Raw genomic sequence first — 13,838 nt, forward strand, 5'->3', positions numbered from 1 at the left:
GCGACGCACGGCGAGGTGACGAATGACGAATGACGGATCACGCATGAGGGGTCACGCATGACGAATCACGAATCACGAACGAGGTACCGAATAATTTGAACCGGAGATGCGTATTATCTACGCTTCCTCCCATGCGGCTGTTGCGATCCACCGACCTGGCACTGCGCGTCCTCATGCGGCTCGCGGTGGCCGGCGACACCCCGGAGGCCACCCCCACGACCCGTGACGTGGCGGCCGCCATGGAGGTCCCCTACACCCACGCGGCGAAGGTCGTGGCCGAACTTCAGCACATGGGTCTGCTGGAGGCCCGGCGAGGCAGGGGCGGTGGCCTGGCCCTCACCGAGCGGGGCCGCGCCGCGTCTGTCGGTACGGTGGCCCGCGCCTTCGAGGGCGACGGCGACGTCGTCGACTGCGAGGGCGCAACCCCCTGCCCGCTGGCGTCGGCCTGCCGGCTGCGCGGCGCCCTGCGCCTGGCCCAGGAGGCGTTCTTCGCGTCCCTCGACCCGATCACGGTCGCGGACATCGTGGCGGAACCCACGGGGCCGCTGCTGCTGGGGATCCCGAGGTTCGCCTGAGCCGACGCCGCCGCCGACGCCGACGGCTCCGGGGCGACGCGGGGAGCGCCAGGTCGGCCACGGCTCGCCGGTCTCGCCGCCCCGTCCTTCACGCTTCCCCCCTGGCAATGCGCTTGTCGCCGCGTCGCCGGGCCGGATTGGATGGCCCGATGGAACGCATCGAAGCAGAGCTGTTCACCGCCGGCGGCAACAACGCCGTAGTCCGCCTGCCCGGCCGACGCTTCCCCGGGGTTCTGGTGCAGGGCGACTCCCTGCACATCCTGCGCACCGACATGGCCGAGCTGGTCGAGGCGTGCGAACGCGGTGATCTGGGCGACGCCCGCGACACCGCGGGGCTTCTCCTGGCCGGCCTCGACGCCCTGCTGGAGCGCTACGGCGCCGCGCTGGACGAGCACGAGATCCCGCTGCCGTACTGAGCGGGTCCGCGACGGGGTCCGTGCGCGCCGGTGCGCCGCAGTGACCTGCCGAGGACGGCCCCGCCGCGCATCCCGGACCCGGACGGCCCCGTCGGGCATCCCGGACCACGGGCCACGCGGCGTCGGCCGTCACCGGCGGTCGCCGCCCCTGCCTCAGGCGCGCGCCAGCCACAGGTCCGGGCCGAACACCTCGTAGTGCACGTCCGCCGGGGCGACGCCCTTCTCGATCAGCTGGGCCCGCACCGCCCGCATGAACGGCAGCGGACCGCACAGGTACGCGCGCGTGCCCGGGGCGACCGGGACGTCCGTGAGGTCGGCCAGGCCCGTCCGGGCGTGCGCCGGGGCCTCCCGCTCGTACCAGAGGTGTACGGAGGCGTCCGGCAGCTTCGCCGCGTACGCCTCGTGGTCCGCGCGCAGGGCGTGGTCCGCGGGGGAGCGGTCGGCGTGCACGACCGTGACCGGCGCGTCGTGGCCGGTGGCGGCGAGGTGGGCGAGCATCGCCACGATCGGGGTGACGCCGATGCCGGCCGAGGCGAGGAGCAGCGGGGTGCCCACGGCGTCGTCGAGGACCAGATCGCCGTACGGCTCGGAGAGCTCCAGTACGTCGCCCTCCCGCACGCGCGCGTGGAGGTGGTTGGAGACCTCGCCCTCCGGTGTCGCCGGCCCGCCGGAGACCCGCTTGACGCTGAACCGGCGTACGTCGGCCCCCGGTGCGCCGGAGAGGCTGTACTGCCGTATCTGGCGGGCGCCGTCGGGCAGTTGCGCTCGGACGGACACGTACTGACCGGCGCGGAAGTCCCGTACCGGCGCGCCGTCGACCGGGCGCAGGCCGAAGGTGACGACGTCCTCGGTCTCCCGGACGCGTTCCACGACCTCCCACGCGCGCCACGCGTCGCCCCCGCTCTCCTGGTAGAGGCGTCGCTCGATCGCGATCAGCGCGTTGGCCATCAGCCAGTAGACCTCGTCCCAGGCCGCCGCGACCTCGGGGGTGACCGCCTCGCCCAGGACGTCGACGATGGCGGCGAAGAGGTGCTCGTGGACGACCTCGTACTGCTCGGGCGCGATACCGAGGGAGGCGTGCTTGTGGGCGATACGGGTGAGCATCGCGTCGGGGCGGTCCTGCGGACGGCTCCCGGCGTCGCCCCGGGGGTCGTCCGGCGCCTCGACGAGGCGCGTGGCGAAGGCGGCTATGGACCCGGCCAGCGCCTGGCGCTGGGTGCCCGCCGCCTGGTTGCCGCGGTTGAACAGGTCGCGCAGGAGGTGCGGATGCGCCGCGAAGAGGCCGGCGTAGAAGCGCTCGGTGATCTCACCGATGGCCGCACCCACGGCGGGGAGGGTGGCGCGGACGGTGGCGGCGGACTGGTCGGACAGCATCGGGGCTCCTCGAAGCTCACTCGGTGTTCTGCTGTCCGGCACGCCAGTTAAAGTTGCATCTGAGATGCAAATTAATGAGCGAGGGGGGACGGAGGGGGTGGGGCATTACGGATGTCGGCGCGAGCAGGCAAGATGGGCGGCAGAGCAGTACACCTGCCCCAGCGGCAGTACATGTTCCGGACGTGCGGCGTTCAGGCCCGGGTCGCCGAGGCGATCATGGTCGGCAACGCGCACGAAATGGTGTTGTGGTGTGATGCTCGGGTGCCCGACCGCCTCTCCGGGACGGGAATCAGGCGGCCTGACCAGCAAGGATGGGGAAGCGGAAGATGGACAAGCAGCAGGAGTTCGTGCTCCGGACGTTGGAGGAGCGCGACATCCGGTTCGTACGGCTGTGGTTCACGGACGTGCTGGGCTTCCTCAAGTCCGTCGCCGTGGCCCCGGCCGAGCTCGAACAGGCCTTCGACGAGGGCATCGGATTCGACGGCTCCGCGATCGAGGGCTTCGCCCGGGTCTACGAGTCCGACATGATCGCCAAGCCGGATCCGTCCACCTTCCAGGTCCTGCCCTGGCGCGCGGAGGCCCCCGGAACGGCCCGCATGTTCTGCGACATCCTCATGCCGGACGGCTCCCCGTCCTTCGCCGACCCGAGGTACGTGCTCAAGCGCGCCCTGGCGCGCGCCTCCGACCTGGGCTTCACCTTCTACACCCACCCCGAGATCGAGTTCTTCCTGCTGAAGAACAAGCCGACCGACGGCTCCCGCCCGACCCCGGCCGACAACTCCGGCTACTTCGACCACACCCCGCAGAACGTCGGCATGGACTTCCGCCGCCAGGCGATCACCATGCTCGAGTCGATGGGCATCTCGGTCGAGTTCTCCCACCACGAGGGCGCCCCCGGCCAGCAGGAGATCGACCTGCGCTACGCCGACGCGCTCTCCACGGCCGACAACATCATGACGTTCCGCCTGGTCATGAAGCAGGTCGCCCTGGAGCAGGGGGTCCAGGCGACCTTCATGCCCAAGCCGTTCTCCGAGCACCCCGGCAGCGGCATGCACACGCACCTCTCCCTCTTCGAGGGCGACCGCAACGCGTTCTACGAGTCGGGCGCGGAGTACCAGCTCTCCAAGGTCGGCCGGTCCTTCATCGCCGGCCTGCTGAAGCACGCCGCCGAGATCGCCGCCGTCACCAACCAGTGGGTCAACTCCTACAAGCGCATCTGGGGCGGCTCCGAGCGCACGGCCGGCGCGGGCGGCGAGGCGCCGTCGTACATCTGCTGGGGCCACAACAACCGCTCCGCACTGGTCCGCGTGCCGATGTACAAGCCCGGCAAGACGGGCTCCGCGCGCATCGAGGTCCGCTCCCTCGACTCCGGCACCAACCCGTACCTGTCCTACGCCATGCTCCTCGCCGCCGGCCTCAAGGGCGTCGAGGAGGGCTACGAGCTCCCGCCGGGCGCCGAGGACGACGTCTGGGCCCTCTCCGACGCCGAGCGCCGCGCGATGGGCATCGAGCCCCTCCCGCAGAACCTCGGCGAGGCCCTGAGCCTGATGGAGCGCAGCGACCTCGTCGCCGAGACCCTCGGCGAGCACGTCTTCGACTTCTTCCTGCGCAACAAGAAGGCGGAGTGGGAGGAGTACCGCTCCGAGGTCACCGCCTTCGAGCTGCGGAAGAACCTGCCGGTGCTGTAGGGGCGGGTCGGGGCGGCAGCCCCGCCACACGACAGACGAGAGACAACGGACGACAGACGACAGACGAGACCCGCGGTCGAGGACCGCGGGTCTCGCTGTCGTGATGGACGCCCTGCTTCCTGTGCGTCGGCAAGGGGTTGTTAATGTCTCGCCGGTGAGATCGCCGACAGCTGTGCCCTCGACCGCGGCCCGTTTCGGGTGGTTGGACGCCGTACGGGGGATCGCGGCGCTGACCGTGGCCCTGCATCACCTGAGCGCCGAGCTGTTCGTGGGCTTCGGCACGGCTGTGCGTGAGGTGTTCGACCCGGGGATCTTCGGGGTGATGGCGTTCTTCCTCGTGAGCGGATACATCGTGCCCGCCTCGCTGGAGCGCCGCGGAGACGTGAAGGCGTTCTGGGTCGGGCGGCTGTACCGGCTCTACCCCCTGTGCGCGGTGGTCTTCGTCGCCGCGGCCGTGCTGGTGCCGCAACGTTTCTCCGCGGTGGACGTCTCGGTCCACGAGCATCCGCTGCTCGCCGCGGTCGCCAACGCCACCATGCTCCAGGATCTGCTGGGCCTGCGCAGCGGTCTGCCGGTGATGTGGACGCTGACCTACGAGATGGTCTTCTACTACCTGGTCACGCTGCTGTTCATGACCGGCGCGCACCGCCGCAGCGGGCCCGTGGCGGTCGCGTTCGCCGGGGCGGCGCTGCTGCTGGGGCCGTGGGCGGCGGCGTGGAGCCTGCGGCCCGAGTTCACCGTCCGGCAGCTGACCGCAGGCACCGCGCTGATCGTGGCGACGGGGCTGCTGTTCCTGCTCACCGGGCGCCGGGCGGCGCAACTCACCGGGGCGGCGCTGCTGGCGGGGCTCGGCCTGGTGCTCATGGTCGCGAACGGGCGGTCGACTCCCTGGGAGAGCCTGCTGATCCTGGCCACGATGTTCAGCGGGACGGTGATCTACCGCGCCGAGCGGGGGCAGATCCGCCGGGGGGCGGCGTGGGCGTACTGCGGTCTGGTCATCGTGGCGGGGACGGCGGCCGGACTGCTCTACGACGACAAGCAGGCCCAGATCCGCACCTGGACCGCTTCCCCGATCGCCTGGGTCAGCGCGTTCCTCGCGGGCTGGGCGCTGTTCGGCGTGGCCATGCGGCTGCGCCGCCGCCGCATGCCGGCGCCGCTGACCTGGCTGGGCCTCGTCAGCTTCTCCGTGTACCTGCTGCACCGTCCACTGATCGCCACCATGTCCTGGTCCATGGAGAAGGTGGGGCACCCCCACGGCACGGCAAGGCAACTGATCTGGGTGGCCGCCTTCCTCACGGCGCTGCTCCTGCTGAGCGCACTCACCTACCACCTGGTGGAGCTGCCGGGGCAGCGGCTCGCCCGCCGGCTGCTGGACCGTGGCCGTCGCCTGTCCACAGGGCGCGAAGCGGTTGCCCCCGAGGCATCCCAGCAGCTCCGGACGACGCCCGAGCAGAGGACTCCCGCCGGCACGACTGCCGACCTGACCACGACCGCCGACCTGACGACGCCCGACGGGACGACGCCGGGAAAGGGCCGGCATCGTCTCGGCTCATATCAGTGACCCCCGCACACCCTCCGCCGCGCGGCTCCCCGCACGGTCCTCCCCGCACAGCCTCCGCCGCGCACTGCCCCCGCACGGCCCCACCCGCTAGGAGGCGGCCGGGTTCCGCAGCTTCGCCAGGACCTGGTGGAGCGGTTCCGTCTCCCGGCGGCGGTACTCCTGGATCGCCCAGCCATTGCCGTCGGGGTCCTTGAAGTACATGAAGGTCGCCCCGTCCTGAGGCGCGAACTGCTGGGGCTCGCTGACGTCCAGGCCGCGGGCCGTCAGCTCCTCGTACGCGGCCTTCGCGTCCGTCACGCAGAGCTGCATGCCGTGATACGTGCCCGGCTGGGGGGTGCCCGTCGGGACCTGGAGGCCGTCGACCAGGGCGATCGAACAGCCGGAGCCGGGCGGGGTGAGCTGGACGATGCGTACGCCCTCCATGACCTCGCCGTCGAGGTCGACGTGGAAGCCGACCTTGTCGCGGTAGAACTCCTTGGCCCGGTCCACGTCGGACACCGGCAGCAGGATGACCTCCAGGGTCATGTCCATGGCTTGACTCCCTTGTCGCGGCCGTCGCTGTGCACAGGATCGGAGTCCCGCGGAACCCGAGGCCTCGCGAAACCCGAAGTACCACAGAAGCGGAAACCGGGCCGGGGCGCCACCGAAAGGCGCGGGTTACGCTCAGGTGCGTACGACCTTGATCCGAGGGAGGGCCGGGGATGATGGCGCCGGGGCGCAGGAGCAGCACCTTCACACGGCTGCTGCGGCACGGCTTCACCGACCCGTCCGCCGCCGAGCGGCTCCTGGACGGGCCCGAGCTGTCGCCGGTGCGCGACGACCCCTTTCTGCTGGAGGCCCTCGGCGTCACCGCCGATCCCGATCTCGCCCTGCACGGTCTCGTCCGGCTGCTGGAGGCCCAGCCCGGGCCCACCGCCCGCCGGGAGCTGCTCGACACGCTGATAGCCGCCAAGCCGCTGCGTGACCGGCTGCTGGGCGTGCTGGGGGCGTCCGCCGCCCTCGCCGACCATCTCGCCCGGCATCCGCGGGACTGGGAGGTGCTGGTCACGTACGAGCCCCGGGACCTGCACCCCGGCGTGGAGGAGTTCGAGCGGGGCCTGGCCGAGGCCACGGACCCCGTGTCGCTGCGCGTCGCGTACCGGCGCTGCCTGCTGTCCATCGCGGCGCGTGACGTGTGCGGGACGACCGAGCTGGCCGAGACCGCCGCCGAGCTCGCCGACCTCGCCACCGCCACGCTGCGGGCCGCCCTGGGCCTCGCCCGGGCCGCCGCGCCCGACGACGCCGCGCTGTGCCGGCTCGCCGTCATCGCGATGGGCAAGTGCGGCGGGCACGAGCTGAACTACGTGTCCGACGTCGACGTGATCTTCGTCGGGGAGGCCGTCGACGGGGCCGACGAGGGCAAGGCGCTGCGGGCCGCCGCCAAACTGGCCTCGCACCTGATGCGGATCTGTTCCGAGACCACCGTCGAGGGGTCCATCTGGCCCGTCGACGCCAATCTGCGGCCCGAGGGGCGTAACGGGCCGCTGGTGCGGACGCTGTCCAGCCACCTGGCCTACTACCAGCGGTGGGCCAAGACCTGGGAGTTCCAGGCCCTGTTGAAGGCGCGCCCGGTGGCCGGCGACCTGGCCCTCGGGGCCGAGTACGTCGCCGCCGTCGGGCCCCTGGTGTGGCAGGCCGCCGAGCGGGAGAACTTCGTCGTCGACGTGCAGAAGATGCGGCGGCGGGTCGTCGAGAACATCCCGGTCGCCGAGGTCGAGCGGGAACTGAAGCTCGGGCCCGGGGGGCTGCGGGACGTCGAGTTCGCCGTACAGCTGCTGCAGCTGGTGCACGGGCGGGCCGACGCGTCGTTGCGGAGCGGCACCACCCTCGACGCCCTCCAGGCGCTCGCCGCGGGGGGATACGTCGGGCGTGCCGACGCCGAGCAGCTGGACGCCGCGTACCGCTTCCTGCGGTCCATGGAGCACCGGATCCAGCTCTACCGGCTGCGGCGGACCCATCTGGTCCCCGAGGCCGAGACCGACCTGCGACGACTGGGCCGCTCACTCGGACTGCGCACCGACCCGGTCGCCGAGCTCGGCCAGGAGTGGAAGCGGCACGCCGCCGTGGTGCGCCGGCTCCACGAGAAGCTGTTCTACCGTCCGCTGCTCGACGCCGTCGCCCAACTCGCGCCCGGCGAGACCCGGTTGAGCCCGAAGGCGGCCCGGGAACGGCTGGTCGCCCTCGGGTACGCCGACCCCGCGTCCGCGCTGCGCCACCTGGAGGCGCTGGCCTCCGGCGTCACCCGCAAGGCGGCCATCCAACGCACCCTGCTGCCCGTACTGCTCGGCTGGTTCGCGGACTCCGCCGACCCGGACGCGGGCCTGCTCAACTTCCGCAAGGTGTCGGACGCGCTCGGCAAGACCCCCTGGTACCTGCGGCTGCTGCGGGACGAGGGCGCCGCCGCGGAGAACCTCGCCCGGGTGCTGTCCGCCGGACGGCTGGCCCCCGATCTGCTGATGCGGGCGCCGGAGGCGGTGGCGCTGCTCGGCGACGGGGACGCCGGCGGGCTCGAGCCGCGCGGTCGGGCGCAGTTGGAGCAGGAGATACTCGCCGCGGTGCGACGGGCCGACGGGGTGGTGCAGGCCGTCACCGCGGCGCGCGGGGTCCGTCGGCGTGAGCTGTTCCGGACGTCGGCCGCCGACATCGTCGCCTCCTACGGCACGGAGGCGCAGCCGGTCGAGGCGGATCAGGGCGCTCTCGTGGACCTGGTGGGCGGAGCCGTCTCCGACATCACGGCCGCCACGCTGGCCGGCACGCTGCGCGCCGTCGTGCGGGAAGGCTGGGGCGACACCCTTCCGACGTCCTTCGCCGTCATCGGCATGGGTCGCTTCGGCGGTCACGAACTGGGCTACGGCTCGGACGCCGACGTCCTGTTCGTGCACGAGCCCCGGGACGGCGTCGACGAGCGCGAGGCCGCACAGGCGGCGAACAAGGTCGTCTCCGAGATGCGCCGGCTGCTCCAGATTTCCAGTGCCGATCCGCCGCTGCTCATCGACGCCGACCTGCGTCCGGAGGGCAAGTCCGGGCCGCTCGTCCGTACGTTGAAGTCCTACGAGGCCTACTACCGGCGCTGGTCGCTCGGTTGGGAGTCGCAGGCGCTGCTGCGTGCCGAAGTGGTCGCCGGGGACGAGGAGTTGGGAAATCGGTTCATCGAGCTGATCGACCCCCTGCGCTATCCGTCGGACGGACTCGGCGAGGACGCCGTGCGGGAGATCCGGCGGCTGAAGGCCCGCATGGAATCCGAGCGGATGCCCCGGGGCGCCGATCCGAAGCTGCACACCAAGCTCGGGCCGGGCGGTCTGTCCGACGTCGAGTGGACCGTGCAGCTGGTGCAGATGCGGCACGGCTCGACACATCCGGGGCTGCGGACCACCCGTACCCGTGAGGCCCTCGCCGCCGCGCACGAGGCCGGGCTCATCCCGGGCGAGGACACGGCGACGCTGGACGAGGCGTGGGTGCTGGCGACCCGGGTGCGCAACGCGGTGATGCTGGTGCGCGGGCGGGCCGGGGACACCTTCCCGTCCGACCCCCGGGAACTGGTCGCGGTGGGGCGGTACCTGGGGTACGGCCCCGGGCGGGTGGGCGACATGCTCGACGACTACCGCCGGACCGCGCGCCGGGCCCGGGCCGTGGTGGACGAGTTGTTCTACGGCGGCTGAACCGCTGGGCGCGGCTACCGGCGGAGCCGGGCGACGGCCGGTGCCGCGCCCTGTGCCATGACGACCGCCGCGTCCCGGGTCGCCTCCACTGCCGTGCCGTCCGCGCCCTGGGTCGCCCCTTCCGTCCTGCCCTGCGAGGCGTCCTGGGTCGCACCCGCGGTGCTGCCCTCCGCCGCGTCCGCGGTCGCGATCGCACCCGCCGTCGCGGTCCTGGGCGGAACCCCGGTCGCACCCGCGTCCCGCGCTCCCGCCGACCCGCGCGTACGCGACGCCGTGTTCCGCCGGGTCAGCCCCACGCCCACCAGCACCACCGCCATGCCCGTGAGCACGCGCGGGCCGGTCTGTTCGCCCAGGACCGCCGCGCCCAGCGCCACCGACACGACCGGGAGCAGATAGCCGACCGTCGCCGCCGTGGTGGGGCCCTCGTCGGCTATCAGCCGGTAGTTGAGGTAGAAGGTCACGCCCGTGCCGAGGACGCCCAGGGCGGCGACGGCGAGCAGGGCGGTGGCGTCCGGACGGAAGGCGCCGGCCGCGGGGAGGGCCAGGGTGCTCCAGGTCGTGGCGGCGAGGAGCTGGGCCGCCGACATGGCCATCGGGGACTCGGAGGCCGTCAGGTGCCGGGCCATGTAGGCGAAGGCCACGGCGTAGCTCGCGGCCGCGCCCAGCAGGTACAGGGCGGGCAGGCTCCACAGGCCCTCGTGGTGCCAGGGAGCGAAGATCAGGACCGTGCCGGCGAAACCCAGGAGGAGACCGGTCAGGCGTACGGGGCGCAGGGCCCGGTCCGTGCCCAGACCGATGCCGATGAGGAGCGACCACAGGGGGGTCGTGGCGTTGAGGACGCCCGCGATGCCCGAGTCGAGGTGCTGCTCGCCCAGGGCGAAGAGAGCGAAGGGCAGCGCGTTGCAGAACAGGGCGGCCACGGCGAGGTGGCCCCAGGTGGACCGGGACCGGGGGAGGCGCTGACCCGCCCTGCGGGCGAGGAGCAGCAGGACGGCCGTGCCGAGGGCGCACCGGACGATGGTGATCTGGGCGGGTGTCAGGCCGTGGGTCAGGGCCAGCTTGATCCAGAGGAAACCGGAGCCCCAGAAGAGGGCGAGCGCGGCCATGCGGAGCGTCGAGGCGAGGGGCATGGCTCTACCGTCGCCCGCCCGACCTTTGAGGACAAGTGAAATGTTCTGGATGATTCGTTAAGCTGTACTGCATGCTTGATGTGCGGCGGATGCAGGTGTTGCGGGCGGTCGTCGGGAACGGGTCGGTGACGGGGGCGGCGGCCGCGCTGGGGTACACGCCGTCCGCCGTCAGCCAGCAGATCGCCGCCCTGGAGAAGGAGGCGGGGGCCGCGCTGCTGGAGCGGGTCGGCCGGGGCGTACGGCCCACCGCTGCCGGACTGCTGCTCACCGAGTACGCGGACGCCATCGGGCGGCAGGTCGCCGAGGCCGAGACGGCGCTCGCCGACCTGCTCGCCGGGCGGACGGGGCGGCTGGTGGTGCGGTACTTCGCGACCGCGGGGGCCGGGCTGGTGGCGCCGGCCGTGGCACGGCTGCGGGAGGCGCATCCCGACGTCCGGATCGAGCTGAAACTGACGGCAGATCCCGCGGACCCGCTGGCCGAGGTGCGCGAGGGGCGGGCCGATCTGGCGTTGCGGGTGAGCAGGGAGGGACGGCAGGACGCTGGCGTGCGGCTGCTGCATCTGCTCGACGATCCCTATCTCGCCGTCCTGCCGCGCGGGCACCGGCTCGCGGGGCGGCGGAGTGTGCGGCTGGCGGAGCTGGCCGAGGAGGCGTTCGTGGGGAGCGAGTGGCCGGGGCCCTGTCTCGACGCACAGCTGGACGCGTGTGCGGCCGTCGGGTTCCGGCCCCGGTTCGTCGTGCAGAGCGAGGACTACGTGACCGCCCAGGGGTTCGTCGCCGCCGGGCTCGGCGTCGGCCTGGTGCCCCGGCTGGGGCTCGGCAGCAGGCATCCGGGGGTCGTCGTGCGGGAGGTGCGTGACCCGGCGCCGGTGCGGGCCATCCAGGCGGTGGTCCGCGAGACGGCCCCACCGCAGCCCGCGCTGGACGCGTTCATCGACGCGCTGAGAGGGGCCGCCGAAGCCCCGTGAGGTGCCCGCCGTGCCGACCGGCCCCGAACCCCGGGCACCCGGTCCGGAGGTCCGCCCGGCGCGTCAGGTCCTCGTGGGGAGCAGGGGCCTGCCCTGTCTCCCGGACGGCACCCGCCTCGGCAGGGCGTACGGCCAGGCGCCGTACCAGACGCGGGCCACCGCGAAGCCGAACGCCAGGCACAGCAGGCCGCCCACGGCGTCCAGCCAGAAGTGGTTGGCCGTCGCGACGATCACCACGAGGGTCGCCGCCGGGTACAGCAGACCGAGGACGCGTACCCAGGGCAGCCGGGCCAGCGCGCACACCGTCAGACCGCACCACAGGGACCAGCCGATGTGCATGGACGGCATCGCCGCGTACTGGTTCGACATGTGCTTGAGGTCGCCGGAGGCCATCGAACCCCAGGTCTGGTGGATCATCACCGTGTCGAGGAAGTCGCCGCCCGGCATCAGCCTCGGGGGCGCCAGCGGATACAGGTAGTAGCCCACCAGGGCCACCGCCGTGGTCGCGAACAGCACCAGGCGCGTCGCCGCGTAGCGCCCGGGATGACAGCGGTAGAGCCAGACCAGGACGGCCAGCGTGACGATGAAGTGCAGGGTCGCGTAGTAGTAGTTCATGCCCACGATGAGCCAGGTCACCGAGTTCACCGCGTGGTTGACCGACTCCTCCACGGCGATGCCCAGGCCGTGCTCCGCGCGCCAGATCCAGTCCGTGTTGCGCAGCGCCTCGGAGCGCTGCTCCGGGACCGCGTTGCGCACCAGGGAGTACGTCCAGTAACTCACCGCGATGAGCAGGATCTCGAACCAGAGCCGGGGGCGGCGGGGGCTGCGCAGCCGGTCGAGGCGGCGCTGCCGGGGCGGGGCCGTGACGGGGTCTGGAAGGGCCTGGTCACGGCCTTCCAATGGCGTCACAGTCGATTCACCCATGGACACAAAGTCTGCCAGAAAAGACCTCTTCGCCCGATCATCCCCCGGTCGGGTTCGGCCCGCACTTTCTACGGCGAGCGGACCCCCGCGTCTACTGCCGGCGTACCGGACGAACCCCGGATGTGTCCGCCCTACGGACGATTGCGGTCCCCGGGCGCCGAAGCGGTCGAACCGCGCACCACCAGCTCCGGCATGAACACGAACTCGCTGTGCGGCGCAGGAGTCCCGCCGATCTCCTCGAGGAGCGTGCGGACGGCGGCCTGGCCCATCGCGGGGACCGGCTTGCGGACGGTCGTGAGGGGCGGGTCCGTGAAGGCGATCAGCGGGGAGTCGTCGAAGCCGACCACCGAGATGTCCTGGGGCACCGCGAGGCCGCGCTGCCTGGCCGCCCGTATCGCGCCCAGCGCCATCATGTCGCTGGCACAGACGATCGCCGTACAGCCCCGGTCGATCAGTGCCGTGGTCGCCGCCTGGCCGCCCTCGAGGGTGTAGAGGGAGTGCTGGACCAGGTCGGTCTCGATCGTCTCGGGGTGCAGGCCCAGCTGCTCCTGGACGGCCCTGACGAAGCCCTCGATCTTGCGCTGGACCGGCACGAACCGCTTGGGGCCGAGCGCCAGCCCCACCCGGGTGTGGCCGAGCGAGACGAGGTGGGTGACCGCCAGGGTCATCGCCGCGCGGTCGTCGGGGGAGATGAACGGCGCCTGGACCTTCGGCGAGAAACCGTCCACCAGCACGAAGGGGACGCCCTGCGCCCGCAGCTGCTCGTAGCGCTGCATGTCGGCCGTGGTGTCGGCGTGCAGGCCCGAGACGTAGATGATGCCGGCGACCCCGCGGTCGACCAGCATCTCGGTGAGCTCGTCCTCGGTGGAGCCGCCGGGGGTCTGGGTGGCGAGGACCGGGGTGTAGCCCTGGCGGGTCAGCGCCTGTCCGATGACCTGGGCCAGGGCCGGGAATATCGGGTTCTCCAGCTCCGGCGTGATGAGGCCCACCAGACCCGCGCTGCGCTGGCGCAGGCGGACGGGGCGCTCGTAGCCCAGGACGTCCAGAGCGGCGAGCACGGACTGGCGGGTGGTGGCGGCGACACCGGGCTTGCCGTTGAGAACGCGGCTGACGGTCGCTTCGCTCACCCCCGCCTGCGCAGCGATGTCGGCAAGCCGTGTGGTCACAGGGGTGGACTGTACCGGTCGGGTGCTGACTTGCACACCAATCGGACGCCGTGGGCGACCTGTTGAACGGCCCGCGGGCTGCTGCGTCATCGCGCTCCCTCATGAAAGTGATGGCAAGAGCTTGCAGAGTCTTGCACAGCGGCCCGTGCCCCGCCGGGAGGCCCCTCAACCGCGACAACTACGGTCTCACAGCGGTCGAGGGGAGGTCACGCAGGGGTCACGTGCGGATAACTTCGGAGTTCTCTTGCACTTTTTTTCTGCAAGGTCTTTCGTGCCGCTTACATGGCTGTTACGTTCACGTCGCCCGACGGCAGCAACGGCGCGGTCGGAGTCGGCAG

The 13,838-nt window shown here is 72.1% G+C and carries 11 protein-coding genes; 6 read left to right on the plus strand and 5 right to left on the minus strand.

Going from position 1 to position 13,838, the window contains the following annotated elements; translation table 11 throughout:
* The first annotated feature begins 131 nt into the window (after positions 1-131).
* Both OG440_RS26785 and OG440_RS26790 read left to right on the plus strand, forming a co-directional pair.
* Positions 132-575 carry an RrF2 family transcriptional regulator gene (locus tag OG440_RS26785; protein ID WP_406009333.1) on the plus strand — a complete coding sequence of 148 codons (444 nt, stop codon included), beginning with the start codon at positions 132-134 and terminating at the stop codon, positions 573-575.
* Positions 576-724: 149 nt separating this feature from the next.
* The gene (locus tag OG440_RS26790; protein WP_406009334.1) at positions 725-991 is read left to right on the plus strand and encodes a DUF6959 family protein; all 267 of its coding nucleotides are present in this window, start codon (positions 725-727) and stop codon (positions 989-991) included.
* A gap of 153 nt (positions 992-1,144) precedes the next feature.
* Here the strand turns inward: OG440_RS26790 and OG440_RS26795 are convergent, their stop codons facing one another.
* A complete protein-coding gene (locus tag OG440_RS26795; RefSeq protein ID WP_406009335.1) occupies positions 1,145-2,365 on the minus strand; it encodes a globin domain-containing protein in 1,221 nt (406 codons plus the stop codon).
* A 326-nt stretch (positions 2,366-2,691) separates the two neighbouring features.
* Here OG440_RS26795 and OG440_RS26800 point away from each other — a divergent pair, with 326 nt between their 5' ends.
* Together OG440_RS26800 and OG440_RS26805 are read left to right on the plus strand one after the other, a co-directional pair.
* Positions 2,692-4,053 (plus strand): glutamine synthetase family protein, encoded by a 1,362-nt coding sequence (locus OG440_RS26800; protein WP_406009336.1) that lies wholly within the window; start codon positions 2,692-2,694, stop codon positions 4,051-4,053.
* Positions 4,054-4,207: 154 nt separating this feature from the next.
* Positions 4,208-5,614: an acyltransferase family protein gene (locus tag OG440_RS26805; RefSeq protein ID WP_406009337.1), complete on the plus strand. Its 1,407-nt coding sequence runs from the start codon at positions 4,208-4,210 to the stop codon at positions 5,612-5,614.
* An 87-nt stretch (positions 5,615-5,701) separates the two neighbouring features.
* Here OG440_RS26805 and OG440_RS26810 read toward each other — a convergent pair whose 3' ends face one another.
* Positions 5,702-6,145, minus strand: a complete 444-nt coding sequence (locus tag OG440_RS26810) for a VOC family protein (RefSeq protein ID WP_406009338.1) — start codon at positions 6,143-6,145, stop codon at positions 5,702-5,704.
* A 170-nt stretch (positions 6,146-6,315) separates the two neighbouring features.
* Between OG440_RS26810 and OG440_RS26815 the strand changes: the two genes are divergently transcribed.
* Entirely contained in the window at positions 6,316-9,312 is a 2,997-nt protein-coding gene (locus OG440_RS26815) for a bifunctional [glutamine synthetase] adenylyltransferase/[glutamine synthetase]-adenylyl-L-tyrosine phosphorylase (RefSeq protein WP_406009339.1), read from the plus strand.
* A gap of 14 nt (positions 9,313-9,326) precedes the next feature.
* Here OG440_RS26815 and OG440_RS26820 read toward each other — a convergent pair whose 3' ends face one another.
* Entirely contained in the window at positions 9,327-10,442 is a 1,116-nt protein-coding gene (locus OG440_RS26820; RefSeq protein ID WP_406009340.1) for a DMT family transporter, read from the minus strand.
* Positions 10,443-10,513: 71 nt separating this feature from the next.
* On the opposite strand from OG440_RS26820, the gene OG440_RS26825 reads away from it, so the two are divergent.
* Positions 10,514-11,410 carry a LysR family transcriptional regulator gene (locus tag OG440_RS26825; RefSeq protein WP_406009341.1) on the plus strand — a complete coding sequence of 299 codons (897 nt, stop codon included), beginning with the start codon at positions 10,514-10,516 and terminating at the stop codon, positions 11,408-11,410.
* A 63-nt stretch (positions 11,411-11,473) separates the two neighbouring features.
* Here the strand turns inward: OG440_RS26825 and OG440_RS26830 are convergent, their stop codons facing one another.
* Both OG440_RS26830 and OG440_RS26835 read right to left on the minus strand, forming a co-directional pair.
* Positions 11,474-12,334, minus strand: coding sequence for a phosphatase PAP2 family protein (locus OG440_RS26830; RefSeq protein ID WP_406009342.1), 861 nt, complete (start codon positions 12,332-12,334; stop codon positions 11,474-11,476).
* 131 nt (positions 12,335-12,465) lie between these two features.
* On the minus strand, positions 12,466-13,500 hold the full coding sequence (locus OG440_RS26835; RefSeq protein ID WP_406009343.1) for a LacI family DNA-binding transcriptional regulator: 1,035 nt from the start codon (positions 13,498-13,500) through the stop codon (positions 12,466-12,468).
* Between the last annotated feature and the right edge of the window lie 338 nt (positions 13,501-13,838).

Origin of the sequence: Streptomyces sp. NBC_00637 (assembly GCF_045161545.1) — a bacterium.
Taxonomy (GTDB): Bacteria; Actinomycetota; Actinomycetes; order Streptomycetales; family Streptomycetaceae; genus Streptomyces.

Excerpts from the sequence above, each read along its gene's own strand:
- OG440_RS26795 (WP_406009335.1), bottom strand. The coding sequence starts at position 2,365 with ATGCTGTCCGACCAGTCCGCCGCCACCGTCCGCGCCACCCTCCCCGCC.
- OG440_RS26830 (WP_406009342.1), bottom strand. The coding sequence starts at position 12,334 with ATGGGTGAATCGACTGTGACGCCATTGGAAGGCCGTGACCAGGCCCTT.
- OG440_RS26820 (WP_406009340.1), bottom strand. The coding sequence starts at position 10,442 with ATGCCCCTCGCCTCGACGCTCCGCATGGCCGCGCTCGCCCTCTTCTGG.
- OG440_RS26790 (WP_406009334.1), top strand. The coding sequence starts at position 725 with ATGGAACGCATCGAAGCAGAGCTGTTCACCGCCGGCGGCAACAACGCC.
- OG440_RS26785 (WP_406009333.1), top strand. The coding sequence starts at position 132 with ATGCGGCTGTTGCGATCCACCGACCTGGCACTGCGCGTCCTCATGCGG.
- OG440_RS26800 (WP_406009336.1), top strand. The coding sequence starts at position 2,692 with ATGGACAAGCAGCAGGAGTTCGTGCTCCGGACGTTGGAGGAGCGCGAC.
- OG440_RS26815 (WP_406009339.1), top strand. The coding sequence starts at position 6,316 with ATGATGGCGCCGGGGCGCAGGAGCAGCACCTTCACACGGCTGCTGCGG.
- OG440_RS26825 (WP_406009341.1), top strand. The coding sequence starts at position 10,514 with ATGCTTGATGTGCGGCGGATGCAGGTGTTGCGGGCGGTCGTCGGGAAC.
- OG440_RS26810 (WP_406009338.1), bottom strand. The coding sequence starts at position 6,145 with ATGGACATGACCCTGGAGGTCATCCTGCTGCCGGTGTCCGACGTGGAC.